The following is an 18,951-nucleotide window of genomic DNA, read 5'->3' as shown; positions in this document are numbered from 1 at the left end:
GGTCAGCGTTCAGGCTGCCGGCAGACAGGTCAGTGAAGAGACTTTAGCCAGGCTCCTATCAAGTCATGATCGGCATCCTGAACGTGACAAAACAATGTCAGGGCCAGACCGGCCGACGCATCGAGACAAAGACAGCCGAAGCGTCAGACAAGCTCTGAGTCAGACCACCCTGACCCCACCAACCATCATCACTGACAAGCTCGACCACCGAGCGGGAGTCGGCAGGACCGGTCTCGACGAGCTCGACCACCGGGCGGGAGTCGGGGAGCCGGGACTAGAAACGCGGAATCACCAGCGGGTGTCTGTAGATGCGAGCCCGGCGGGAGCGACGACCGGGCGAGTATCGGGACGCCGAATCTCGACTAGGCGGACCACCGCGGGGGATAGGAGGCGGGTCTCGACGAGCTCGACCACCGAGGGTGAGCCGGGAAGACGGGTCTCGACGAGCTCGACCACCGGGCGGGAGTCGGGGAGCCGGGACTAGAAACGCGGAATCACCAGCGGGTGTCTGCAGATGCGAGCCCCGCGGGAGCGACGACCGAGTGATAATCGGGACGCTGAGTCTCGACTAGGCGGACCACCGCGGGGAATTAGAGTCGGGTCTCGACCAGCTCGACCACCGAGGGTGAGTCGGCAGGACAGGTCTCGACGAGCTCGACCACCGAGGGTGAGTCGGCAGGACAGGTCCCGACCAGCTCGACCACCGAGGGTGAGTCGGCAGGACGGGTCTCGATCAGCTCGACCACCGGGCGGGAGTCGGGAGATACCGTCCCGACAGAAGGAAGCACCGGCGGCCGTTTGTAGAGACGAGGGCCACCGCAACGGCGCCCCAGCGCGCAGGCATGGTCTCGACAAACTCGACCACCGCGCGGAACGGGAGCTGAAGTCCGATGTTTCACGTGAAACTACACAAAGGTGACGCCCGTCATTGCTGCCGTATCGCGGTCAGACACGAACAGACCGCGACAAGTATCGCTTATGCCATGCCCTCCTCCGCTCCCGCCCCTCCCTCTGCGCCCAACTCCCCGCTTCCTCGCACTCGCCCTCTGCCTCTGCGTATGCCTCTGCCTCTGCCTCAGCTCCTGCTCCTGCTCCTGCTCCTGCTTCTGCTCCTGCTTCTGCTTCTGCTGCGCCGCCTGGCCTGCTTCTGCTTCTGCTTCTGCTTCTGCTGCGCCGCCTGGCCTGCACCTGCTCCTGCTGCTCCACCTGGCCTGCACCTGCTCCTGCTCTTGCTCTTGCTCTTGCTCTTGCATCTGCCTCTGCCTCTGCCTCTGCCTCTGCCTCTGCCTCTGCCCCAGAGGACACGCCAACGTGAGAACCACATGAACGACGGGCGCGACCGGCCATCGCGGCGACCCCGGGATCCTGCCGGGACGGCCGGGACTTCTCAGGCCGCCCGACCGGGAGTCTTGCGAACCGTCCTTGCCAACACGCCCCAGGGTCCTCAGACCCGACTCCGGGCGCTACCGGTAACACCATCACCCAGCTGCAGCCGCCGCCTCGCACCACGACAAGCCTCCACCAGTTGAATGCATGTTTCACGTGAAACCCGGCCCCGGATGAACCTGTTGACGGCAGGCATCGTGGAGTGTGAGCATCCGGCTACAAACCCGAGGCCATGAGGACCACGGGGGAGTGGTTGACCACTCAGGTCGATAGCCCTCCCTGATTGGCAGATATCCGAAGTTCGGATGGCTGGGGCGACTCCCTATCGACCCTGACCAGGTTCGCAACCCGGGAACGATCGGCCGGCTCGTGGGCGCAGGCGCGGGCGCGGGCGCGGGCGCGCGACACGGTCATATCCACACGGTGAACGGAGACGCACGGCGCGCCGACAGGCGGAATGAGCCCGGGCCGAGCACAGACTCGAGGCCGGGGGAGTGGCTACGGCCTGACACCGAACAGACAACAGTGAGCCGCCTCTGGACGGTGACACAGGACACACACCCTCGACACGTCCAACGCTGGACGACCGGTTTCGCCGGAGGGCACCACGCCTTACGAGCCACGCGACCAGCCGCATGACGAGCCGCATGACAGGCTCAGACAAGCTCAGACAAGCTCAGACAAGCTCAGACAAGCTCAGACAAGCTCAGACAAGCTCAGACAGGCTCAGTCAGGCTCAGACAGGCATAGTGCACCACGAACCGCTGGACGTCCAGCAGGGCCCGTGAGCGCCCAGCGCGGGCCGTCGGAACCCAGTCGCGCTCAGACGCACACAGCGGCCATTAGAACAGATCGTCTCCGCACAATGGGCGCAGTGACGAGTCAGGGACTGCCCGTGTCGGGATACTTCAGTTCGCGCCGAAGCCAGGTTCGCCCAGAACGGTCAGGATACGATTCAGGTCGCCGATAGTGGCGAAATCCACTGTGATCTGGCCTTTTCGTGCACCCAGGTGGATTTTCACGCGGGTGTCGAGGCGGTCACCAAGGTGTTCGGCAATCTCGTCCAGGTGACCCTGACGCCGCCCGGCCGCCGGCTTCGCCACGGTCGCGCTAGGAACGGCAGTTGCCGCGGCTTCGGCCGCCCGCACCGAAAGATCCTCGTTCACGATCTTGTCGGCCAGGCGCAGCATCCCGTCGGGATCGCCGACGGAGAGGATCGCCCTGGCATGACCGGCCGTGAGAACTCCCGCGGCGACGCGAAGCTGCACAGCCGCCGGCAATTTGAGCAGCCGGATGGTGTTTGTGATTTGAGGGCGGGAGCGACCGATCTTCAGCGCCAGTTCATCCTGGGTGATACCGAAGTCGGAAAGCAGCTGCTGGTAGGCCGAGGCTTCCTCGAGAGGGTTGAGCTGAGCGCGGTGAAGGTTCTCCAGCAACGCGTCGCGCAGCATGTCGACATCCGCGGTGTCGCGAACGATGGCCGGGATCGTGTCGAGGCCTACCTCCTTCGTGGCACGCAGCCTGCGCTCGCCCATGACCAGCTCGTACTTGCCGGGCTGCTCTGGGATAGGGCGCACCACGATCGGCTGGAGAACACCGACCTCGCGGATGCTGTGCACCAGCTCGGCCAGATCACTCTCGTCGAAGACGCTGCGCGGCTGGTGGGCGTTCGGCACGACGTCCGCCGGATTGAGGTGCGCGAGACGAGCCCCGGGGACGGGGAGAAGCTCGGGCGACTCCGTGGCCTCCGTCGAATCCACCGGGCGAAGTGCGTCGGAGTACGGGAAGAACACATCGACCGGACGTGCCAGGGTCGGATCTTCCTGAATGGGGATCAGGGCGCCGATGCCCCGACCGAGTCCGGTTCGTTTAGCCATTACTGCGCTTCTCCTGTCCTGGGGGCGCCCCTGCGGGCGATTTCAGCGGCTGCCTCGAGGTAGGAGAGCGATCCTGCGGAGTTCAGATCGTAACTGATGACGCTCTGCCCGTAACTCGGGGCCTCAGAAACCCGCACGGAACGGGGAATCAGGGTGCTCAGCACCTGATCTGGGAAGTGGTCACGCACATCTTGCGCCACCTGGTTGGCCAGGTTGGTGCGGCTGTCGTACATCGTGAGCAGGATGGTCGACACCGTGAGCTCGGGATTGAGGTGCTTCTCGATCAACTCGATGTTCTTGAGCAACTGGCTGAGTCCCTCGAGCGCGTAGTACTCGCACTGGATCGGGATGAGGACTTCGCGCGCGGCGACGAAAGCGTTGATCGTGAGCAGGCCCAGGGACGGCGGGCAGTCAATGAAGACATAGTCGTAGGGGTCGTCCATCGTCTTCAAGTGGTGGGCGAGCGCGCGGCTGAGCCGTTGTTCCCTGGCCACGAGGGAGACGAGTTCGATCTCCGCGCCGGCGAGGTGGATGGTGGCGGGCACGCAGTAGAGCGAGCCGACCTCCGGGCTTTCCTGCACGACGGCGGCCAACTCCATGTCGTTGACGATGACGTCGTAGACGCTGGCGGTCTCGGCGCGGTGCTCGACACCGAGGGCGGTGGAGGCATTACCCTGCGGGTCGAGGTCGATCACCAGCACGCGAGCGCCCTGTCTGGAGAGCGCGGCGGCCAGGTTGACCGCGGTCGTGGTCTTGCCCACCCCACCCTTCTGGTTGGAGATGGTGATCACGCGAGTCTGTTCGGGTTTCGGCAGTTGCTCGGCCGCGATCACCTGACGGCGACGGGTCAGTTCCGAGATCTCGCGGGCCAGGGGAGTGGTGTCGTCGAACCCCGGGGCTGTCGTGGTGCCTTGCTGGTTCTCGCCAGGATGTTTCACGTGAAACCTTTGCAGTCGACGGTTAATGAGCCATCCAGAGGCCCCGATTCTGCCCGCAAATGTCGCTCAGGCCGAAAATCGGGGACTAATCAACTGTAGCCCTAATGACCCTCGTGACGTCCGGAAGCACGCCCTCGCCGAGCGTGATTACCTCGACATTATCGAGATGATATTTGCGGATGGCCTTCGCCGCGGCTTCAATCTCGCCCTGCGCGCCCGCGCCCTTCATCAGGACGAGCTCTCCGCCCGGTCGGAGCAGGGGAGCGGTCAGGGGGATCAGGGTGCGGAACGCGCTCACCGCTCGCGCCGTGACCTGATCCAGACGCTGGGGGAGACGAACGTCCTCGGCCCTCGCCCGGGTCACGGTCGTATTCTCGAGGCCGAGCGCGGCGACCTGCTCGGTCAGCCAAGCCACCCGGCGTTCCATCGGCTCGATCAACACGAAGGACACGTCCGGCCGGGCGATGGCCAGGACGAGACCGGGCAGGCCGGCGCCAGAACCGACGTCGCCCACCAGACCGGGTCGAAGCAGGGGTGCAACGATCGCGCAGTTGAGGATGTGCCGACTCCAGAGCCGGGGCAGCTCAAGCGGCCCGATCAGGCCTCGTTCTTCGCCCTGATCGGCGAGGTTCCTGGCGAAAGAGCGCGCAACCTCGATCCGGTCGCCGAAAAGTTCGGCGGCAACGGACGGCTCGGCCTCGAGAATCTCAGTCACGGTGCGGGTACGGCTAAGACGCGGAGATGACCGTGTGGCGATCCCGGCCCTCGCCCTTGGACTCGGAGACGTAGCCGTGCTCCGAGACAAGGTCGTGTACGAGCTTGCGTTCGTAGGAGGACATCGCCGGCAAGGAGGCTTCGGCCGCGCCGCCCTCGATGCGCTCGATTGCACGAGCGACCAGCGACGCGAGTTCGGCCTGGCGGGCATCCCGCGACCCGCCCACGTCGAGGATCAATCGGGAGAAGGAACCGGTCTTGTTCTGCACGGCCAGACGCGTGAGTTCCTGGAGAGCGTTCACCGTCTCCGGCTTGGAAAGAAGCCTGAGGTTGTCGGCATCCGTCGCCTGCACGGAGAGGTAGGCCCTCCCGTTGCGAGCGTCGATGTCGATGTCACCGTCGAGGTCGCAGATATCGAGGAATTCCTCGATATAATCGGCGGCGATGTCCCCTTCCTTCTCGAGCTGGTCGAGGGTGGGGGAGTCATCGGCCGGGGCATCCGCGGCGATCACGTCAGTGTTCTCAGTCACGTTGGTCTTCTGTCTCTTCTACTTCTTGGGGCCGGTTTGCTTCTTGGCACGATTCTTGGCGATCGGCTGCTGACGCTGCGGCTTCTTGGGCTCTTCGACCACGATAACGTCACCGTCGGTGGCGATGAGCTTACCCTTGCGGGCAAGTCGCTCTTCGCGGGCCTTGGCGGCTTCACTGCCGGGCGTCGGCATATTCCGGATGACGATAAACTGCTGGACCATGGTCCAGACGTTCGAGGTCAGCCAGTAGAACATCACGCCGAGGGGGAACGCGACACCGGAGAAGGCGAAGACAAGGGGAAGCAGGTAGAGCATGATGCGCTGCTGCTTGAACATCGGGCTCGCCTTGGTCTCCGGCGACATGTTCTTGGAGACGATCTGAAGCTGAGTGATGAACTGTGACGCGGTCATCAGGACAACCATGGTGGCGGCGATGATCATGACCGCCAGGTTGAACGGGTTGCCGGCCGTCATGAGGGTCCACTGCGACGCGAAGGAGTCATTCAGTGGCGCATCGCCGAACAGGGTGGCGCTGCCGAAACTCTTGGCGAGTGCGGCGTTGAGGGGGCCGACACCGGTCTTGGCGTGCTGGGCGTCGTTGAGCACCGAGAACAGGGCGAAGAAGATCGGCATCTGGAGCAGCAGAGGGAGGCAGGAACTGAGCGGATTAGTGCCCGTGCGCTTGTAGAGTTCCATGGTCTCGCGGGACATTGCCTCACGCGAGAACTGGTCCTTCTTGCCCTTGTACTTGTCCTGGATCTTCTTCAGCTGCGGAGCGACCTCGAGCATCTTGCGCTGGCTCTTGATCTGCTTGACGAAGATGGGGATCAACGCTGCACGCACAACCAGAACGAGGCCGACGATGGACAGCACCCAGGTGATGCCGTCGGCGTAGCCCATTCCGAAGTTGGTGAACAACCAGTGGAAGGCAACGAGCAGAAGCTCGACTCCCCATTTCAGAGGCCAGAGAATCGTACCTAGGAGGTCCATACTTTGGGTCAGCCCTTTCCGTGGCTCTGTATGACAACAAATCCAAACGGCGTCACCGTGTAGCGACGCTTTCGCTTCAGGGGAACGTCATCGATTCCGCCTTCGGCCCATGGATGACACCGAGCCAGCCTGCGGGCTCCCAAGGCCGATCCGACCACGAGGCCGTGTTCCTGAACCGCCCCGAGCGTGTAGGCCGAACAAGAGGGATAGTACCTGCAAACATCGCCATAAAGCGGTGAGATCACGGCTCGGTACGCGCGCAGCAGAATGACCCCCGCGTTACGGGGGAGCAGTACCACGGTCGCGACAACCCTATTCATCGAAATTCATCGATTCCCAGGGGGTGCAACATCGACCCGAGCCGCTCCGGGCTGACGTTGGAATTTGCCCAACGCACCAGCCACTTCGGAGTACAACTCGGGCCATGAAACATCGTTCGCCGATGGGAGGGCCCGGATGACGACATCCGTGCCCGGACGCACCGTCGGCAAAAGACTGAAACTGGCCGCCTTCAGGCGCCGTCGAACACGGTTGCGCCTGACGGCATTCCCGACGTTCTTGGCCACGATGAAACCAAACCGCACCGGCTCCCCTTCGGGATTCCGGCGCAGATACGCGACCAGGTGTGGGCCAACGACCCGCGCACCCCGGCGAACGACCAGCTTGTAGTCGTCACCGGCGGTGATGCGATTGGCCCCCGCGAGCACGAGAGTGCTTAAGCGGAAAGTTCGATGCGACCCTTGCGACGGCGAGCACCGAGGATCGCGCGGCCGGCGCGAGTGCGCATACGAAGACGGAAGCCGTGCACCTTGGCGCGGCGGCGGTTGTTCGGCTGGAAAGTACGCTTGCTCATTTTGTCTCCACGTGTTAAATCTCCGTAGGCCAAAACAAGCGGCCGGGAAAGAGTGAGGTAGCCCTCGGGCTGGGGTCAACTGATTAAAACTACGGCTTCGACCACTGATGGTCAAACTCGAGTTGCCCAAAAGATCGATTCTGCACAAGATTTCACTCCAATCGAGCAAGACACGCGCACAGAAAGCCAACAAGTTTTGCCACACCGTGGCGGATTGGCTACCGTGAGGACAAAGTTATCCACAGGTTCTCTACAAACCCTGAGAATTCAGCCTTATTTGCACACAGGCGGTGGATAACCTTGTGGATGCTTTGGCTGGAAGACGCGTTCAGAGACGAGCTCGCACCCCCGTCTCCGCGTCATGAAGACGACAAATAGAGATAACGGGGAACCATGGCCACCGACGAACAACCCATCGCAGACACCTGGCAGGCGGTACTGACCAGCCTGGAGTCCGACGACACCATCACACCGATGCTCTACGGCTTCCTCAATCTGGTTGAGCCCAAGGGTATCGCCGCGGGAACGTTTTACCTCGAGGTGCCCAACGAATTCACCGCGAGCATGCTCAACCAACGGATGCGGGTGCCTCTTCTCACCGCCATGAGTCATCTCTCCGAATCGACCGCGGTCTCCACGTTCTACGTGGTCGTCAACCCGGAACTGGAGAAGGAATCGATCCGCCCGGTGCAGGAGATCATGTCTCAGCCCGACGTGGATACCCCGGCCGCGCCGCAGTCGGTCTTCGAGAGCACCTCACCCGAACGGCCGCACGATACCCGGCTGAACAACAAATACAGCTTCGACAACTTCGTGATCGGCCAGTCCAACCGTTTCGCGCACGCCGCTGCGGTGGCGGTCGCCGAGGCGCCGGCGAAGGCCTACAACCCCCTGTTCGTCTATGGCTCGTCGGGACTGGGCAAGACTCACCTCCTCCACGCCATCGGCCACTACGCAATGAGCCTGTATCCCGGCATCCGCGTGCGCTACGTCAGTAGCGAGGAATTCACCAACGACTTCATCAACTCGATCGCCAATAACCGGGGGTCGGCCTTCCAGGCCCGGTACCGCAACATCGACATCCTGATGATCGACGACATCCAGTTCCTCCAGGGCAAGGCCGAAACGCAGGAAGCGTTCTTCCACACCTTCAACACCCTGCACGACCACAACAAGCAGGTCGTGATCACCAGTGACTTGCCGCCCAAACACCTCACCGGGTTCGAGGACCGGATGCGGTCACGCTTCGAGTGGGGCCTGATCACCGACGTTCAGGCGCCGGACCTGGAGACCCGCATCGCCATCCTGCGGAAGAAGGCGCAGAGCGAGAAGCTCCAGGTGCCCCACGACATCCTCGAGTTCATGGCGTCGAAGGTCTCCTCCAACATCCGCGAGCTCGAAGGAACCCTGATCAGGGTCACCGCCTTCGCCAGCCTCAACCGCACTCCGGTCGACATGGATCTTGTGCAGACGGTGCTGAAGGACCTGATCACCCTCGATGAGGACAACGTCATCGCCCCGGTGGACATCATCACGAACACGGCCGACTACTTCAAGCTGACCGTCGACGACCTGTACGGCTCCTCCCGCTCCCAGGCCGTCGCCACGGCGCGTCAAATCGCAATGTACCTGTGCCGAGAGCTGACCAACCTCTCGCTGCCCAAGATCGGCCAGCTCTTCGGCAACCGCGACCACACCACGGTGATGTACGCGAACAAGAAGATCAGCGAGCTGATGAAGGAACGTCGCTCGATCTACAACCAGGTGACAGAGCTCACCAACCGCATCAAGCAGAACCATCGGTACAAATAAGCCGCAATATCCTCAGTTTTCACACCTGTGGAAAACCCTGTGGAAACTCTTTGGACAACAGGGTAGAACCTGTAGAAACTCGGGCTTCGCTTGTGCAAACTCCCTCGGAACGAAGAGGGGCACGGCACCGAAGTGGGATTAACGCTCACAGGCTGCCAACAAGTTACATGTTTGTAGTTCCCAGTGATTCCGCGTCATCCACAGAGTTATCCACAGTTTCCACAACGGTTAAGAAGATTAACAATTAACTTCTATCTCTCTCCATCCGACAACCTTTACTGCTCCGCACCGGCGCATCGAATGACAAAAAAACCCGACTAGCATTGAGGCCGTATCCAGGTCTCCCAGCGACAGGAGTGACTTCGTGAGATTTCAGGCCAACCGGGACGTTTTCAGCGAAGCCGTTTCTTTCGCTGTGAAGCTCCTTCCCCAGCGCACTACCCTGCCCATTTTGAGCGGTGTGCTGATCGAAGCGACGGCAACCGGCCTCATCCTGTCGTCCTTCGACTACGAGGTTTCCGCGCAGACCGAGATCGCGGCGGATGTCGAGGAGCCCGGCAAGGTTCTCGTTTCGGGGCGTCTTCTGGCCGAGATCGCCAGCCGGATGCCCAACGCACCCGTGCGCTTCTCAACGAACGAATCACGCATCACAGTCAGTTGCGGCTCCGCCAGCTTCACCCTGCTGTCCATGCCGGTTGAGGAATACCCGAGCATCCCGCAGGTCAGCGCCCAGTCCGGGCTCGTGCCCGCCGAGGAATTCGCTGCGGCCGTCGCCCAGGTTGCCGTCGCCGCCTCTCGTGACGACGTCACTCCGGTCATCACCGGTGTACAGCTGCAGATCACCGAGAACAGCCTCAGCCTCGTGGCAACCGACCGGTACCGCGTCGCCGTTCGAGAAATCGACTGGGATCCGGGCACTAACACGGCCACGGACACCATCACTGCGCTCGTCCCCGCCCGCACACTCCAGGAGGTCGGCAAGACCTTTGGCCACAGCGGCACGATTTCGGTGGCCATCACGAACACGGATGACCGCGAACTGATCGCGTTCACCGCCGACAAGAAGACCGTCACGAGCCTGCTGATCAAGGGCAACTACCCGCCCGTGCGCCGGCTCTTCCCCGAGAACGTCGACAACTACGCCGTGATGAACACGGCCGAACTGATCGAAGCGACCCGTCGTGTGCAGCTCGTCCTCGAACGTGAGGCGGCGCTGCGATTCACCTTCACCGCGGATGGTCTCACCCTCGAGGCCGTCGGATCCGAACAGGCGCAGGCCTCCGAAACGATCGACGCGATCCTGTCCGGAACTGAGACGGTCGTCTCACTCAAGCCACAGTTCCTGCTCGACGGCCTCGGCGCCGTCCACTCCGAGTTCGTGCGCATTTCGTTCACGAAGACAGAGAATCCCAACAAACCGGGCCCGGTGCTGATCACTAGCCAGACATCCCGCGAACAGGCGGGGGCCGACAGCTACAAGTACCTGCTCCAGCCCAACCTGTTGCTGCGCTAACCATGCACATCGGGATCATCGGCCTCGGCAAAATGGGTGGGAACATGCGTGACCGCCTTCGTGCGGCCGGCATTGACGTGACCGGATACGACCGCAACCCCGAGGTGACGGATGTTGCGTCCACCGCCGATCTCGTGGCCGCGCTCCCCGCACCTCGCCTGGTCTGGGTGATGGTTCCGGCCGGCGAAATCACCACCTCGGTGGTGACCGAATTGTCCGGGCTCCTCAGCGATGGTGACCTGGTCATCGACGGTGGCAACTCCCGCTTCACCGATGACTTCACCCATTCGGCTCTGCTCGCCAAGACCGGTGTGAACTACATCGACGCCGGCGTTTCCGGCGGTGTCTGGGGTCTGGAGAATGGTTTTGGGCTGATGGTCGGCGGATCCGCCGACCAGGTTGAGCGCGCCATGCCCGTTTTCGACGCGCTGCGCCCCTCTGGACCGCGCGAAGAAGGCTTCGTGCACGCGGGCGACGTCGGGGCCGGACACTACGCGAAGATGGTGCACAACGGCATCGAATACGCGCTGATGCAGGCATACGCCGAGGGCTATGAACTGCTCGAGAAGCGCGACGACCTGATCAAGGACGTTCCCGGTGTCTTCACGGCCTGGCAGCGCGGAACCGTCGTGCGCTCCTGGCTGCTCGAATTGCTCGTGAAAGCGCTGCACGAGGACCCGGAACTCGGCGAGATCGAGGGATTCGTCGACGATTCGGGTGAGGGTCGCTGGACCATTGAGGAAGCCATCAATAATGCCGTTCCGGTCCCGACGATCAGCGCGGCCATCTTCGCCCGCTTCGTCTCCCGCCAGGAGGATTCGCCGGCGATGAAGGCTGTCGCGGCATTGCGCAACCAGTTCGGTGGTCACGCCGTCAAGAAGGCCGACTGACTCGAGTGCGGGTCACTCACCTCTCATTGACGGATTTCCGCAATTATGCGGCGGTCGAGGTTCCTTTTGAACCCGGGCCGAACCTCATCGTCGGCCGCAACGGGCAAGGCAAGACCAATCTTGTTGAGGCACTCGGTTTTCTCAGTACCCTCAGTTCGCATCGGGTGTCCACGACCTCCGCGATGATCAGGGCCGGGCAGGACGCTGGAATCATCCGGGCCAGGCTCGAATACAACGGGCGGGACCTGCTCACCGAGGTTCAGATCAACCGGTCCGGGCTGAACCGCGCGCAGGTCAACCGCTCGGCGGTCAAGACCCGGGACCTTCCTCGTTATTTCTCGAGCGTGTTGTTCGCCCCCGAAGATCTGGCGCTGGTGCGAGGCGACCCGTCCGGGCGACGGCGCTTCCTCGATCAGTTGCTGATTCTGCGCACGCCTCGGCTCTCCGGTGTGCTCGCGGACTACGATCGGGTGCTCCGCCAGCGCAACACCCTGCTGAAATCCGCGCGAGCGTCCGGCCTCCGCACCACCCAGTTGGGAACTTTGGAGATTTGGGACGATCGGCTCGTCGAACTGGGCGCCGAAATCATCGACGAAAGGGTTGAACTCGTGCGTGAGCTCGGTGAACCGCTCCGGAATGCGTACGAAGCCGTCGCCGGCGAGGACCACGGGCCGGCACTCCTCAGCTCGCTCAGCATCATGGGTGCGGACGAGGAGACTGCCGCTTCGGTGGTCGAGCCTGCCCCGGTGGTCGAGCCTGCCCCGGTGGTCGAGCCTGTCGAGACCGCCGGGGGTGTCGGGGGCCCGACAAGCTCGAACACCGGGGCTGCGTCGACCGTCGACCTGTTCCGGACCGCACTGGCCGGACTGCGTCGCAAGGAACTCGACCGCGGAATGACGCTGGTCGGCCCACATCGCGACGATCTTGTCTTCATGCTCAACCAGTTGCCCGCCAAGGGGTATGCCAGCCACGGCGAATCCTGGTCATTCGCGCTCGCCCTCAAACTTGCGTCGGCGGAGCTGCTCCGGCGGGATTCGTCCAGCGGCGACCCGGTCCTCATTCTCGACGATGTGTTCGCCGAGCTCGATCTGTCCCGCCGGCGCCGGTTGGCGGCGGCGGTCACCGGATTTCAACAGGTTCTGATCACCGCGGCCGTGCTGGAGGACGTTCCCGAGGAACTGACGGCGCACACCATCCACATTCACGCGGGGGCGGTCGTCGATGGCTGAGCCGAGCGAGGCATCCCGGGTCTACCTGCGTTTCAAGGACGTGTTCGGCGATCCGAATGCCAAGAGAGTGCGTGCCAGGCGTCGCCCCAGGGACGAAACCGGCTCGAGCGTTCCTTTCGGGGCGGGGCGTGACCCGCGTGGCCTGGGCGACACGATCAATTCGTTGACCCTTCAGCTCGGCTGGAACTCCCCGCTCGCTCAATCCGAGTTGCTCGCGTCGTGGATCGAACTCGCCGGCGAGGAGACGTCCAAGCACTCGACCCCGGCCGGGATCGAGGATGGAGTTCTCACCGTGCAATGTGAGTCGACCGCATGGGCAACACAGCTGCGGATGATGCGGGTCGACATCATGACCCACATCGCGGTGAGGTATCCGGAAGCCGGAATTGAGTCGATCCGTTTTCAGGGACCCAACGCCCCCTCCTGGAAAAAGGGCCCCAGATCCATCCCAGGGCGCGGTCCGCGCGATACCTACGGTTAGGGAGACAAATCTGGTCACCCCAGGGAACAAATCGCGTCAGATCGCCGATTTTGGCCCGGGGACGCGTGCCGATTTGGTAGGCTGAAGGGTCGCCCGCGCGACGGTCAGGAGCCCAATTACAGATGTCAGTTGAACCACAGATCGAGCCGGAGCACGGATACGGTGCCGACGATATTCAGGTTCTCGAAGGACTTGAAGCCGTTCGTAAACGACCCGGTATGTATATCGGTTCAACGGGACCGCGGGGCCTGCACCACCTCGTCTACGAAATCGTGGACAACTCGGTCGACGAGGCCCTCGCCGGTCACTGCGACACGATTGGCATCACGATCCTGGCGGACGGCGCGGTTCGCGTCTCCGACAACGGACGTGGTATCCCGGTCGACATCCACAAGGCCGAGGGTCGATCGACCGTAGAGGTCGTACTGACCGTTCTTCACGCCGGTGGCAAGTTCGGTGGTGGCGGCTATTCCGTCTCCGGCGGACTTCACGGCGTCGGAAGCTCCGTCGTGAACGCCCTGTCCTCCCGCCTCGACGTCGAGGTGCGCCGGCAGGATCACGTCTGGCGCCAGCGCTTCCACGACGGTGTGCCGGACGCCCCGCTCACCAAGGACGAGGCCTCCGACGAGACCGGCACCACGATCACGTTCTGGCCGAGCGCAGAGACCTTCGAAACGATCGAGTTTGATTTCGAGACGCTGCGCGCCCGATTCCAGCAGATGGCGTTCCTCAACAAGGGCCTGAGCCTGACGCTCATCGACGAGCGGCCGGACCAGCTCGATGAAGAGGGCAACCCGATCCACAAGACCTTCATGTACGAGAAGGGTCTCGTCGACTACGTCGAATACCTGAACCGGGCGAAAAAGGCCGATCTGGTCAACGAGGACATCATCTCGTTCGAGTTTGAGGACCACGAGCGCAAGATGGCCCTGGAAGTGGCCATGCAGTGGACAACGGCGTACACCGAGAGCGTGCACACCTACGCGAACACGATCAACACCCACGAGGGTGGCACCCACGAAGAGGGCTTCCGGGCCGCGCTGACCACGCTGGTCAACAAGTACGCCAGGGAAAAGGGCATCCTGAAGGAAAAGGATGACAACCTCACCGGCGACGACGTGCGTGAGGGCCTGACCGCGGTCGTCTCGATCAAACTTGCCGAGCCGCAGTTCGAGGGCCAGACGAAGACCAAGCTCGGCAACACCGAAGCCAAGTCGTTCGTGCAGAAGGTCGCCAACGACCAGCTGTCCGACTGGTTCAACCGTAACCCGAACCCGGCGCGGGAGATCATCCGCAAGGCGCTCCAGGCGTCGAATGCCAGGATGGCCGCGCGTAAGGCGCGGGAAACCGCACGCCGCAAGGGTCTCCTCGAGGGCGGCGGGATGCCGGGCAAGCTCAAGGACTGCCAGAGCAAGGACCCGTCGATCTCTGAGATCTTCATCGTGGAGGGTGACTCGGCCGGCGGTTCCGCCGTGCAGGGTCGTAATCCCGAGACGCAGGCGATTCTCCCGCTGCGCGGCAAGATCCTCAACGTTGAAAAGGCTCGTCTGGACCGTGCCCTCGGTAATAACGAGGTGCAGGCGATGATCACGGCGTTCGGCGCCGGCATCGGCGAGGAATTCAACCCGGACAAGGTCAGGTACCACAAGATCGTGCTCATGGCCGACGCGGACGTCGACGGCCAGCACATCACCACCCTGCTGCTGACCCTGCTCTTCCGCTACATGCGCCCGTTGATCGATCTGGGTTACGTGTATCTCGCCCAGCCGCCGCTGTACCGCCTCAAGTGGGCGAACTCGGCGCACGAGTACGTGTACTCCGACAAGGAGCGCGATGCGCTGCTGGCCGACGGCGCCGCCGCCGGTAAGCGGATCCCGAAGGACAACGGCATCCAGCGTTACAAGGGCCTCGGCGAGATGGACTACAAGGAATTGTGGGAAACCACCATGGCCCCTGAGTCCCGCACGCTGCTCCAGGTCACGCTCGACGACGCGGCAGCGGCCGACGAGATCTTCTCCACCCTGATGGGCGAGGACGTCGAGTCCCGCCGAAACTTCATCCAAAAGAACGCGAAGGACGTGCGTTTCCTTGACATCTGACGACACCACCAACGACACCACCAACGACGAAACCACCGGCGACGACACCTCCGCGGTGAGCATCGGCGACAGCCTGGTCGCAGCTGCGGATGCCGAGGCCGCGGCCAAGCACCTCGTGCAGCACGGCCGGATCGACCAGGTCGACCTCCAGCTGGAGATGCAGCGCTCCTACCTCGACTATGCGATGAGCGTCATCGTCGGGCGCGCCCTGCCCGACGTTCGTGACGGTATGAAGCCGGTGCACCGCCGGGTCATCTACGCCATGTTCGACGGTGGATACCGCCCCGACAAGGCATTCTCCAAGTGCGCTCGTGTCGTCGGTGACGTGATGGGCCAGTTCCACCCGCACGGAGACTCCTCGATCTACGACGCCCTCGTGCGTCTCGTCCAGCCATGGAGCCTGCGCTACCCGCTCGCCCTCGGCCAGGGAAACTTCGGTTCCCCCGGTAATGACGGTGCGGCCGCCCCGCGATACACCGAAACCAAGATGGCCCCTCTGGCTCTCGAAATGGTGCGCGACATCGACGAGGACACCGTCGACTTCCAGGACAACTACGACGGTCGCACGCTCGAGCCGACCGTGCTGCCGGCCCGGTTCCCCAACCTCCTCGTCAACGGCTCGGTCGGCATCGCCGTCGGTATGGCCACCAATATCCCGCCGCACAACCTGCGCGAGGTCGCCGCCGGCGCCCTCTGGTACCTCCAGAATCCCGACGCGACCAGGGACGAGCTGCTCGAAGCGCTCATCCTGCGGATCAAGGGACCTGACTTCCCGACCGGCGCGCAGATCCTGGGCATCAAGGGCATCCAGGACGCGTACCGCACCGGTCGCGGCTCGATCACCATGCGGGCCGTCGTCAGCATCGAGGAGCTTCAGGGTCGCACCTGCCTCGTGATCACCGAGCTGCCGTACCAGGTCAACCCGGACAACCTTGCGATCAAGATTGCCGATCTGGTCAAGGACGGAAAGATCGCCGGGATCGCCGACATCCGCGACGAAACCTCGGGTCGCACCGGCCAGCGCCTCGTGATCGTGCTCAAGCGCGACGCGGTCGCCAAGGTCGTTCTCAACAACCTCTACAAGCACACCCCGCTGCAGGAGAACTTCGGCGCCAACATGCTCGCGATCGTCGATGGCATCCCGCGAACGCTGTCCCTCGACGGGTTCATCGCGGCGTGGGTCGCCCACCAGGTCGACGTGATCGTGCGCCGCACCCAGTTCCGGTTGAACAAAGCCGAAGCGGATGCGCACATCCTGCGCGGGTACCTCAAGGCTCTCGATGCCCTGGACGAGGTGATCGCCCTCATCCGTCGTTCCCCGACGGTCGACGACGCCCGCACCGGTCTGATGGACCTGCTCGACGTGGACAAGCTCCAGGCCGACGCCATCCTGACCATGCAGCTGCGCCGACTGGCCGCCCTGGAGCGTCAGAAGATCATCGACCAGGCCGCCGAACTCGAGCTTCAGATCGTGGAGTTCAAGTCGATCCTGGCCAGCCCGGAACGCCAGCGCACGATCATCAGCGAGGAATTGACCGAGATCACCGACAAGTTCGGCGATGTGCGGCGCACCGAGATCATGTTCGGCTTCGACGGCGATATGTCGGTCGAGGACCTCATTCCCGAAGAAGAAATGGTGGTCACCGTCACCCGCGGCGGCTACATCAAGCGCACCCGCAGTGACAACTACCGCAACCAGCACCGCGGCGGCAAGGGCGTCAAGGGCGCGCAGCTGCGGGCGGATGACGTCGTCGAACACTTCTTCGTCACGACCACCCACCACTGGTTGTTGTTCTTCACGAACACCGGCCGGGTCTACCGGGCCAAGGCTTATGAAGCACAGGAATCCGGTCGGGATGCCAAGGGCCAGCATGTGGCCAACCTGCTCGCGCTGCAGCCGGGTGAAGAGATCGCTCAGATTCTCGACATCCGTGACTACGGCGTCGCCCAGTACCTCACCCTGGCGACCAGGGATGGTCTGATCAAGAAGACGGCGCTGCGCGAGTACGACACGAACCGCACCGGCGGCATCATCGCGATCAAGCTACGCGAGGGCGACGAGCTCGTCTCCGCGCTGCTCGTCGAAGACGACTCCGACCTGCTGCTCGTGTCCCGTAAGGGCATGTCCATTCGCTTCACCGCGTCGGACGAAGCGCTGCGACCGATGGGTCGCAGCACCTCCGGCGTCATTGGAATGCACTTCCGCGGCGAGGACAGACTGCTCGACGCATCCGTCGTCTCCGACGACGGCTATGTGTTCGTGGTCACCGAGGGTGGCTACGCCAAGCGCACCGCCGCGGACCAGTATCGACTCCAGAACCGTGGCGGACTGGGCATCAAGGTGGCCAAGTTGAATGACGACCGTGGCTTCCTGGTCGGCTCTCTCATCGTCGATGAGGAGGACGAGGTCCTTGTGGTTCTTGCCAGCGGCAAGGTGGTACGCTCTGACGTCGCCGAAGTCCCAGCCAAGGGGCGGGACACGATGGGCGTGGTCTTCGCTAAGTTTGCGGATGAAGACAGAATCATTGCCATAGCGAAGAACACTGAGCGCAATCTGGTGGCCGAGATCGTCGCGGCCGAGCCGGAGAGTGACTTGGGGAAGGAAGAGCCTGTAAATGAGTAGTGTCGCCGAGAAACTCGCCAAGAAGTCGGGCCGCAGGCCCAGCACCGGAAAGCAGGTGCGCCTCAAGCTGGTGTACATCGACTTCTGGTCGGCCGTGAAACTGTCTTTCCTGATCGCCCTGTGCCTCGGAATCGTGACGATTGTCGCGACTTTCCTGGTCTTCACCGTGCTCAACGGAACCGGGATCTTCGAAAAGGTCGATGCTCTCTATGCGGACATCGCCGGCTCGTCTGCAGATCTGGCCAGCATCCTGTCACTCGGGAACGTCATGGGCTTCGCCTTCGTCGTGGCAATCCTCAACACCGTCGTGATCACGGCCCTGGGTGCCGTTTACGCCGTGCTCTACAATCTGAGCGTGAAGATTACCGGCGGTTTGCTCGTCGGTTTCACGAACAACTAGGGTCAACCACTCCCAATCGAGCCGTCCAACGGCTCGATTGGGAGAAATCGGCTCGATCCGGTAGTCTCAAATCTGCTCAATAGGGGGATATAGCTCAGTTGGTTAGAGCGCTTCGCTGATAACGAAGAGGTCCCAGGTTCAAATCCCGGTATCCCCACGTAGTACTGCAACACACACGTCCCCGTGATCATGCGGGGCCATAGCTCAATTGGTAGAGCGCCTGCTTTGCAAGCAGGAGGTCCGGGGTTCGATTCCCCGTGGCTCCACAAACACCGAATGCCCGGTCTCGCTTGAGCGAGAGCCGGGCATTCGTCATTAGCGGGGCCCAGAACCCCCACAGCCCCGGTGGTCGAGCCTGTCGAGACCCGGTGACCGCGGTGGTCGAGCCCCGGTGGTCGAGCCTGTCGAGACCCGGTGGTCGAGCCTGTCGAGACCCGGTGGTCGAGCCTGTCGAGACCCGGTGACCGCGGTGGTCGAGCCTGTCGAGACCCGGTGACCCCGCCCCGGTGGTCGAGCCCCGGTGGTCGAGCCTGTCGAGACCCCCCAGGTCAGCGTCACCCGACGCGTTCGGCCTTGCTCTTCAGCGGGATGAGGGTTTGGTTCGGGTCGACGGTGA

Annotated in this window: 17 protein-coding genes and 2 tRNA genes; 10 read left to right on the top strand and 9 right to left on the bottom strand. The window is 63.0% G+C overall.

What is annotated here, in order from left to right:
• Positions 1 to 590: 590 nt before the first annotated feature.
• From QMG61_RS16745 to rpmH, 9 genes are all read right to left on the bottom strand, one after another.
• Positions 591 to 788, bottom strand: coding sequence for a hypothetical protein (locus QMG61_RS16745; RefSeq protein ID WP_283495472.1), 198 nt, complete (start codon positions 786 to 788; stop codon positions 591 to 593).
• Between the two features lie 1,506 nt (positions 789 to 2,294).
• Positions 2,295 to 3,263 carry a ParB/RepB/Spo0J family partition protein gene (locus tag QMG61_RS16740; protein WP_283495471.1) on the bottom strand — a complete coding sequence of 323 codons (969 nt, stop codon included), beginning with the start codon at positions 3,261 to 3,263 and terminating at the stop codon, positions 2,295 to 2,297.
• Positions 3,263 to 4,201: a ParA family protein gene (locus QMG61_RS16735; RefSeq protein ID WP_283495470.1), complete on the bottom strand. Its 939-nt coding sequence runs from the start codon at positions 4,199 to 4,201 to the stop codon at positions 3,263 to 3,265. The genes QMG61_RS16740 and QMG61_RS16735 overlap by 1 nt, the downstream gene beginning before the upstream one ends.
• An 85-nt stretch (positions 4,202 to 4,286) precedes the next feature.
• Entirely contained in the window at positions 4,287 to 4,916 is a 630-nt protein-coding gene (gene rsmG / locus QMG61_RS16730; RefSeq protein ID WP_283495469.1) for a 16S rRNA (guanine(527)-N(7))-methyltransferase RsmG, read from the bottom strand.
• A 13-nt stretch (positions 4,917 to 4,929) separates the two neighbouring features.
• Positions 4,930 to 5,445 (bottom strand): Jag family protein, encoded by a 516-nt coding sequence (locus QMG61_RS16725; RefSeq protein ID WP_502847055.1) that lies wholly within the window; start codon positions 5,443 to 5,445, stop codon positions 4,930 to 4,932.
• An 18-nt stretch (positions 5,446 to 5,463) separates the two neighbouring features.
• Positions 5,464 to 6,435, bottom strand: a complete 972-nt coding sequence (yidC, locus tag QMG61_RS16720; RefSeq protein WP_283495468.1) for a membrane protein insertase YidC — start codon at positions 6,433 to 6,435, stop codon at positions 5,464 to 5,466.
• Between the two features lie 8 nt (positions 6,436 to 6,443).
• Entirely contained in the window at positions 6,444 to 6,755 is a 312-nt protein-coding gene (gene yidD, locus QMG61_RS16715; RefSeq protein WP_283495467.1) for a membrane protein insertion efficiency factor YidD, read from the bottom strand.
• Between the two features lie 6 nt (positions 6,756 to 6,761).
• Complete coding sequence (gene rnpA, locus QMG61_RS16710) at positions 6,762 to 7,142, bottom strand: ribonuclease P protein component (protein WP_283495466.1); 381 nt, start codon at positions 7,140 to 7,142, stop codon at positions 6,762 to 6,764.
• Between the two features lie 8 nt (positions 7,143 to 7,150).
• Positions 7,151 to 7,288 (bottom strand): 50S ribosomal protein L34, encoded by a 138-nt coding sequence (rpmH, locus tag QMG61_RS16705; protein WP_134507576.1) that lies wholly within the window; start codon positions 7,286 to 7,288, stop codon positions 7,151 to 7,153.
• Positions 7,289 to 7,681: 393 nt separating this feature from the next.
• Here rpmH and dnaA point away from each other — a divergent pair, with 393 nt between their 5' ends.
• From dnaA to QMG61_RS16655, 10 genes are all read left to right on the top strand, one after another.
• Positions 7,682 to 9,100: a chromosomal replication initiator protein DnaA gene (dnaA, locus tag QMG61_RS16700; RefSeq protein WP_283495465.1), complete on the top strand. Its 1,419-nt coding sequence runs from the start codon at positions 7,682 to 7,684 to the stop codon at positions 9,098 to 9,100.
• A 364-nt stretch (positions 9,101 to 9,464) separates the two neighbouring features.
• Positions 9,465 to 10,613, top strand: a complete 1,149-nt coding sequence (gene dnaN, locus QMG61_RS16695) for a DNA polymerase III subunit beta (RefSeq protein WP_283495464.1) — start codon at positions 9,465 to 9,467, stop codon at positions 10,611 to 10,613.
• A gap of 2 nt (positions 10,614 to 10,615) precedes the next feature.
• A complete protein-coding gene (gene gnd / locus QMG61_RS16690; protein WP_283495463.1) occupies positions 10,616 to 11,503 on the top strand; it encodes a phosphogluconate dehydrogenase (NAD(+)-dependent, decarboxylating) in 888 nt (295 codons plus the stop codon).
• 5 nt (positions 11,504 to 11,508) lie between these two features.
• A complete protein-coding gene (recF, locus tag QMG61_RS16685; RefSeq protein ID WP_283495462.1) occupies positions 11,509 to 12,732 on the top strand; it encodes a DNA replication/repair protein RecF in 1,224 nt (407 codons plus the stop codon).
• Positions 12,725 to 13,213, top strand: a complete 489-nt coding sequence (locus tag QMG61_RS16680) for a DciA family protein (protein WP_283495461.1) — start codon at positions 12,725 to 12,727, stop codon at positions 13,211 to 13,213. The genes recF and QMG61_RS16680 overlap by 8 nt, the downstream gene beginning before the upstream one ends.
• 122 nt (positions 13,214 to 13,335) lie before the next feature.
• Entirely contained in the window at positions 13,336 to 15,312 is a 1,977-nt protein-coding gene (gyrB, locus tag QMG61_RS16675; RefSeq protein ID WP_283495460.1) for a DNA topoisomerase (ATP-hydrolyzing) subunit B, read from the top strand.
• Positions 15,313 to 15,385: 73 nt separating this feature from the next.
• Entirely contained in the window at positions 15,386 to 17,935 is a 2,550-nt protein-coding gene (gene gyrA / locus QMG61_RS16670; protein ID WP_283495473.1) for a DNA gyrase subunit A, read from the top strand.
• Entirely contained in the window at positions 17,928 to 18,335 is a 408-nt protein-coding gene (locus tag QMG61_RS16665; protein ID WP_283495459.1) for a DUF3566 domain-containing protein, read from the top strand. The genes gyrA and QMG61_RS16665 overlap by 8 nt, the downstream gene beginning before the upstream one ends.
• A gap of 83 nt (positions 18,336 to 18,418) precedes the next feature.
• Positions 18,419 to 18,492 (top strand) — tRNA-Ile (locus tag QMG61_RS16660).
• Between the two features lie 36 nt (positions 18,493 to 18,528).
• Positions 18,529 to 18,601 (top strand) — tRNA-Ala (locus QMG61_RS16655).
• Positions 18,602 to 18,951 lie beyond the last annotated feature (350 nt).

It is taken from the genome of Cryobacterium sp. PH31-AA6 (assembly GCF_030063195.1).
In the GTDB taxonomy this organism is placed as follows: Bacteria; Actinomycetota; Actinomycetes; order Actinomycetales; family Microbacteriaceae; genus Cryobacterium.
The sequence above is the reverse complement of the archived record's forward strand: the minus strand, read 5'-3'. Positions and strand labels throughout refer to the sequence as shown.

What these genes read in the sequence shown, in the direction of transcription:
- QMG61_RS16680 (WP_283495461.1), top strand. Translation starts at nt 12,725, where the DNA reads ATGGCTGAGCCGAGCGAGGCATCCCGGGTCTACCTGCGTTTCAAGGAC.
- gnd (WP_283495463.1), top strand. Translation starts at nt 10,616, where the DNA reads ATGCACATCGGGATCATCGGCCTCGGCAAAATGGGTGGGAACATGCGT.
- rpmH (WP_134507576.1), bottom strand. Translation starts at nt 7,288, where the DNA reads ATGAGCAAGCGTACTTTCCAGCCGAACAACCGCCGCCGCGCCAAGGTG.
- yidD (WP_283495467.1), bottom strand. Translation starts at nt 6,755, where the DNA reads ATGAATAGGGTTGTCGCGACCGTGGTACTGCTCCCCCGTAACGCGGGG.
- gyrB (WP_283495460.1), top strand. Translation starts at nt 13,336, where the DNA reads ATGTCAGTTGAACCACAGATCGAGCCGGAGCACGGATACGGTGCCGAC.
- QMG61_RS16740 (WP_283495471.1), bottom strand. Translation starts at nt 3,263, where the DNA reads ATGGCTAAACGAACCGGACTCGGTCGGGGCATCGGCGCCCTGATCCCC.
- dnaA (WP_283495465.1), top strand. Translation starts at nt 7,682, where the DNA reads ATGGCCACCGACGAACAACCCATCGCAGACACCTGGCAGGCGGTACTG.
- yidC (WP_283495468.1), bottom strand. Translation starts at nt 6,435, where the DNA reads ATGGACCTCCTAGGTACGATTCTCTGGCCTCTGAAATGGGGAGTCGAG.
- QMG61_RS16665 (WP_283495459.1), top strand. Translation starts at nt 17,928, where the DNA reads ATGAGTAGTGTCGCCGAGAAACTCGCCAAGAAGTCGGGCCGCAGGCCC.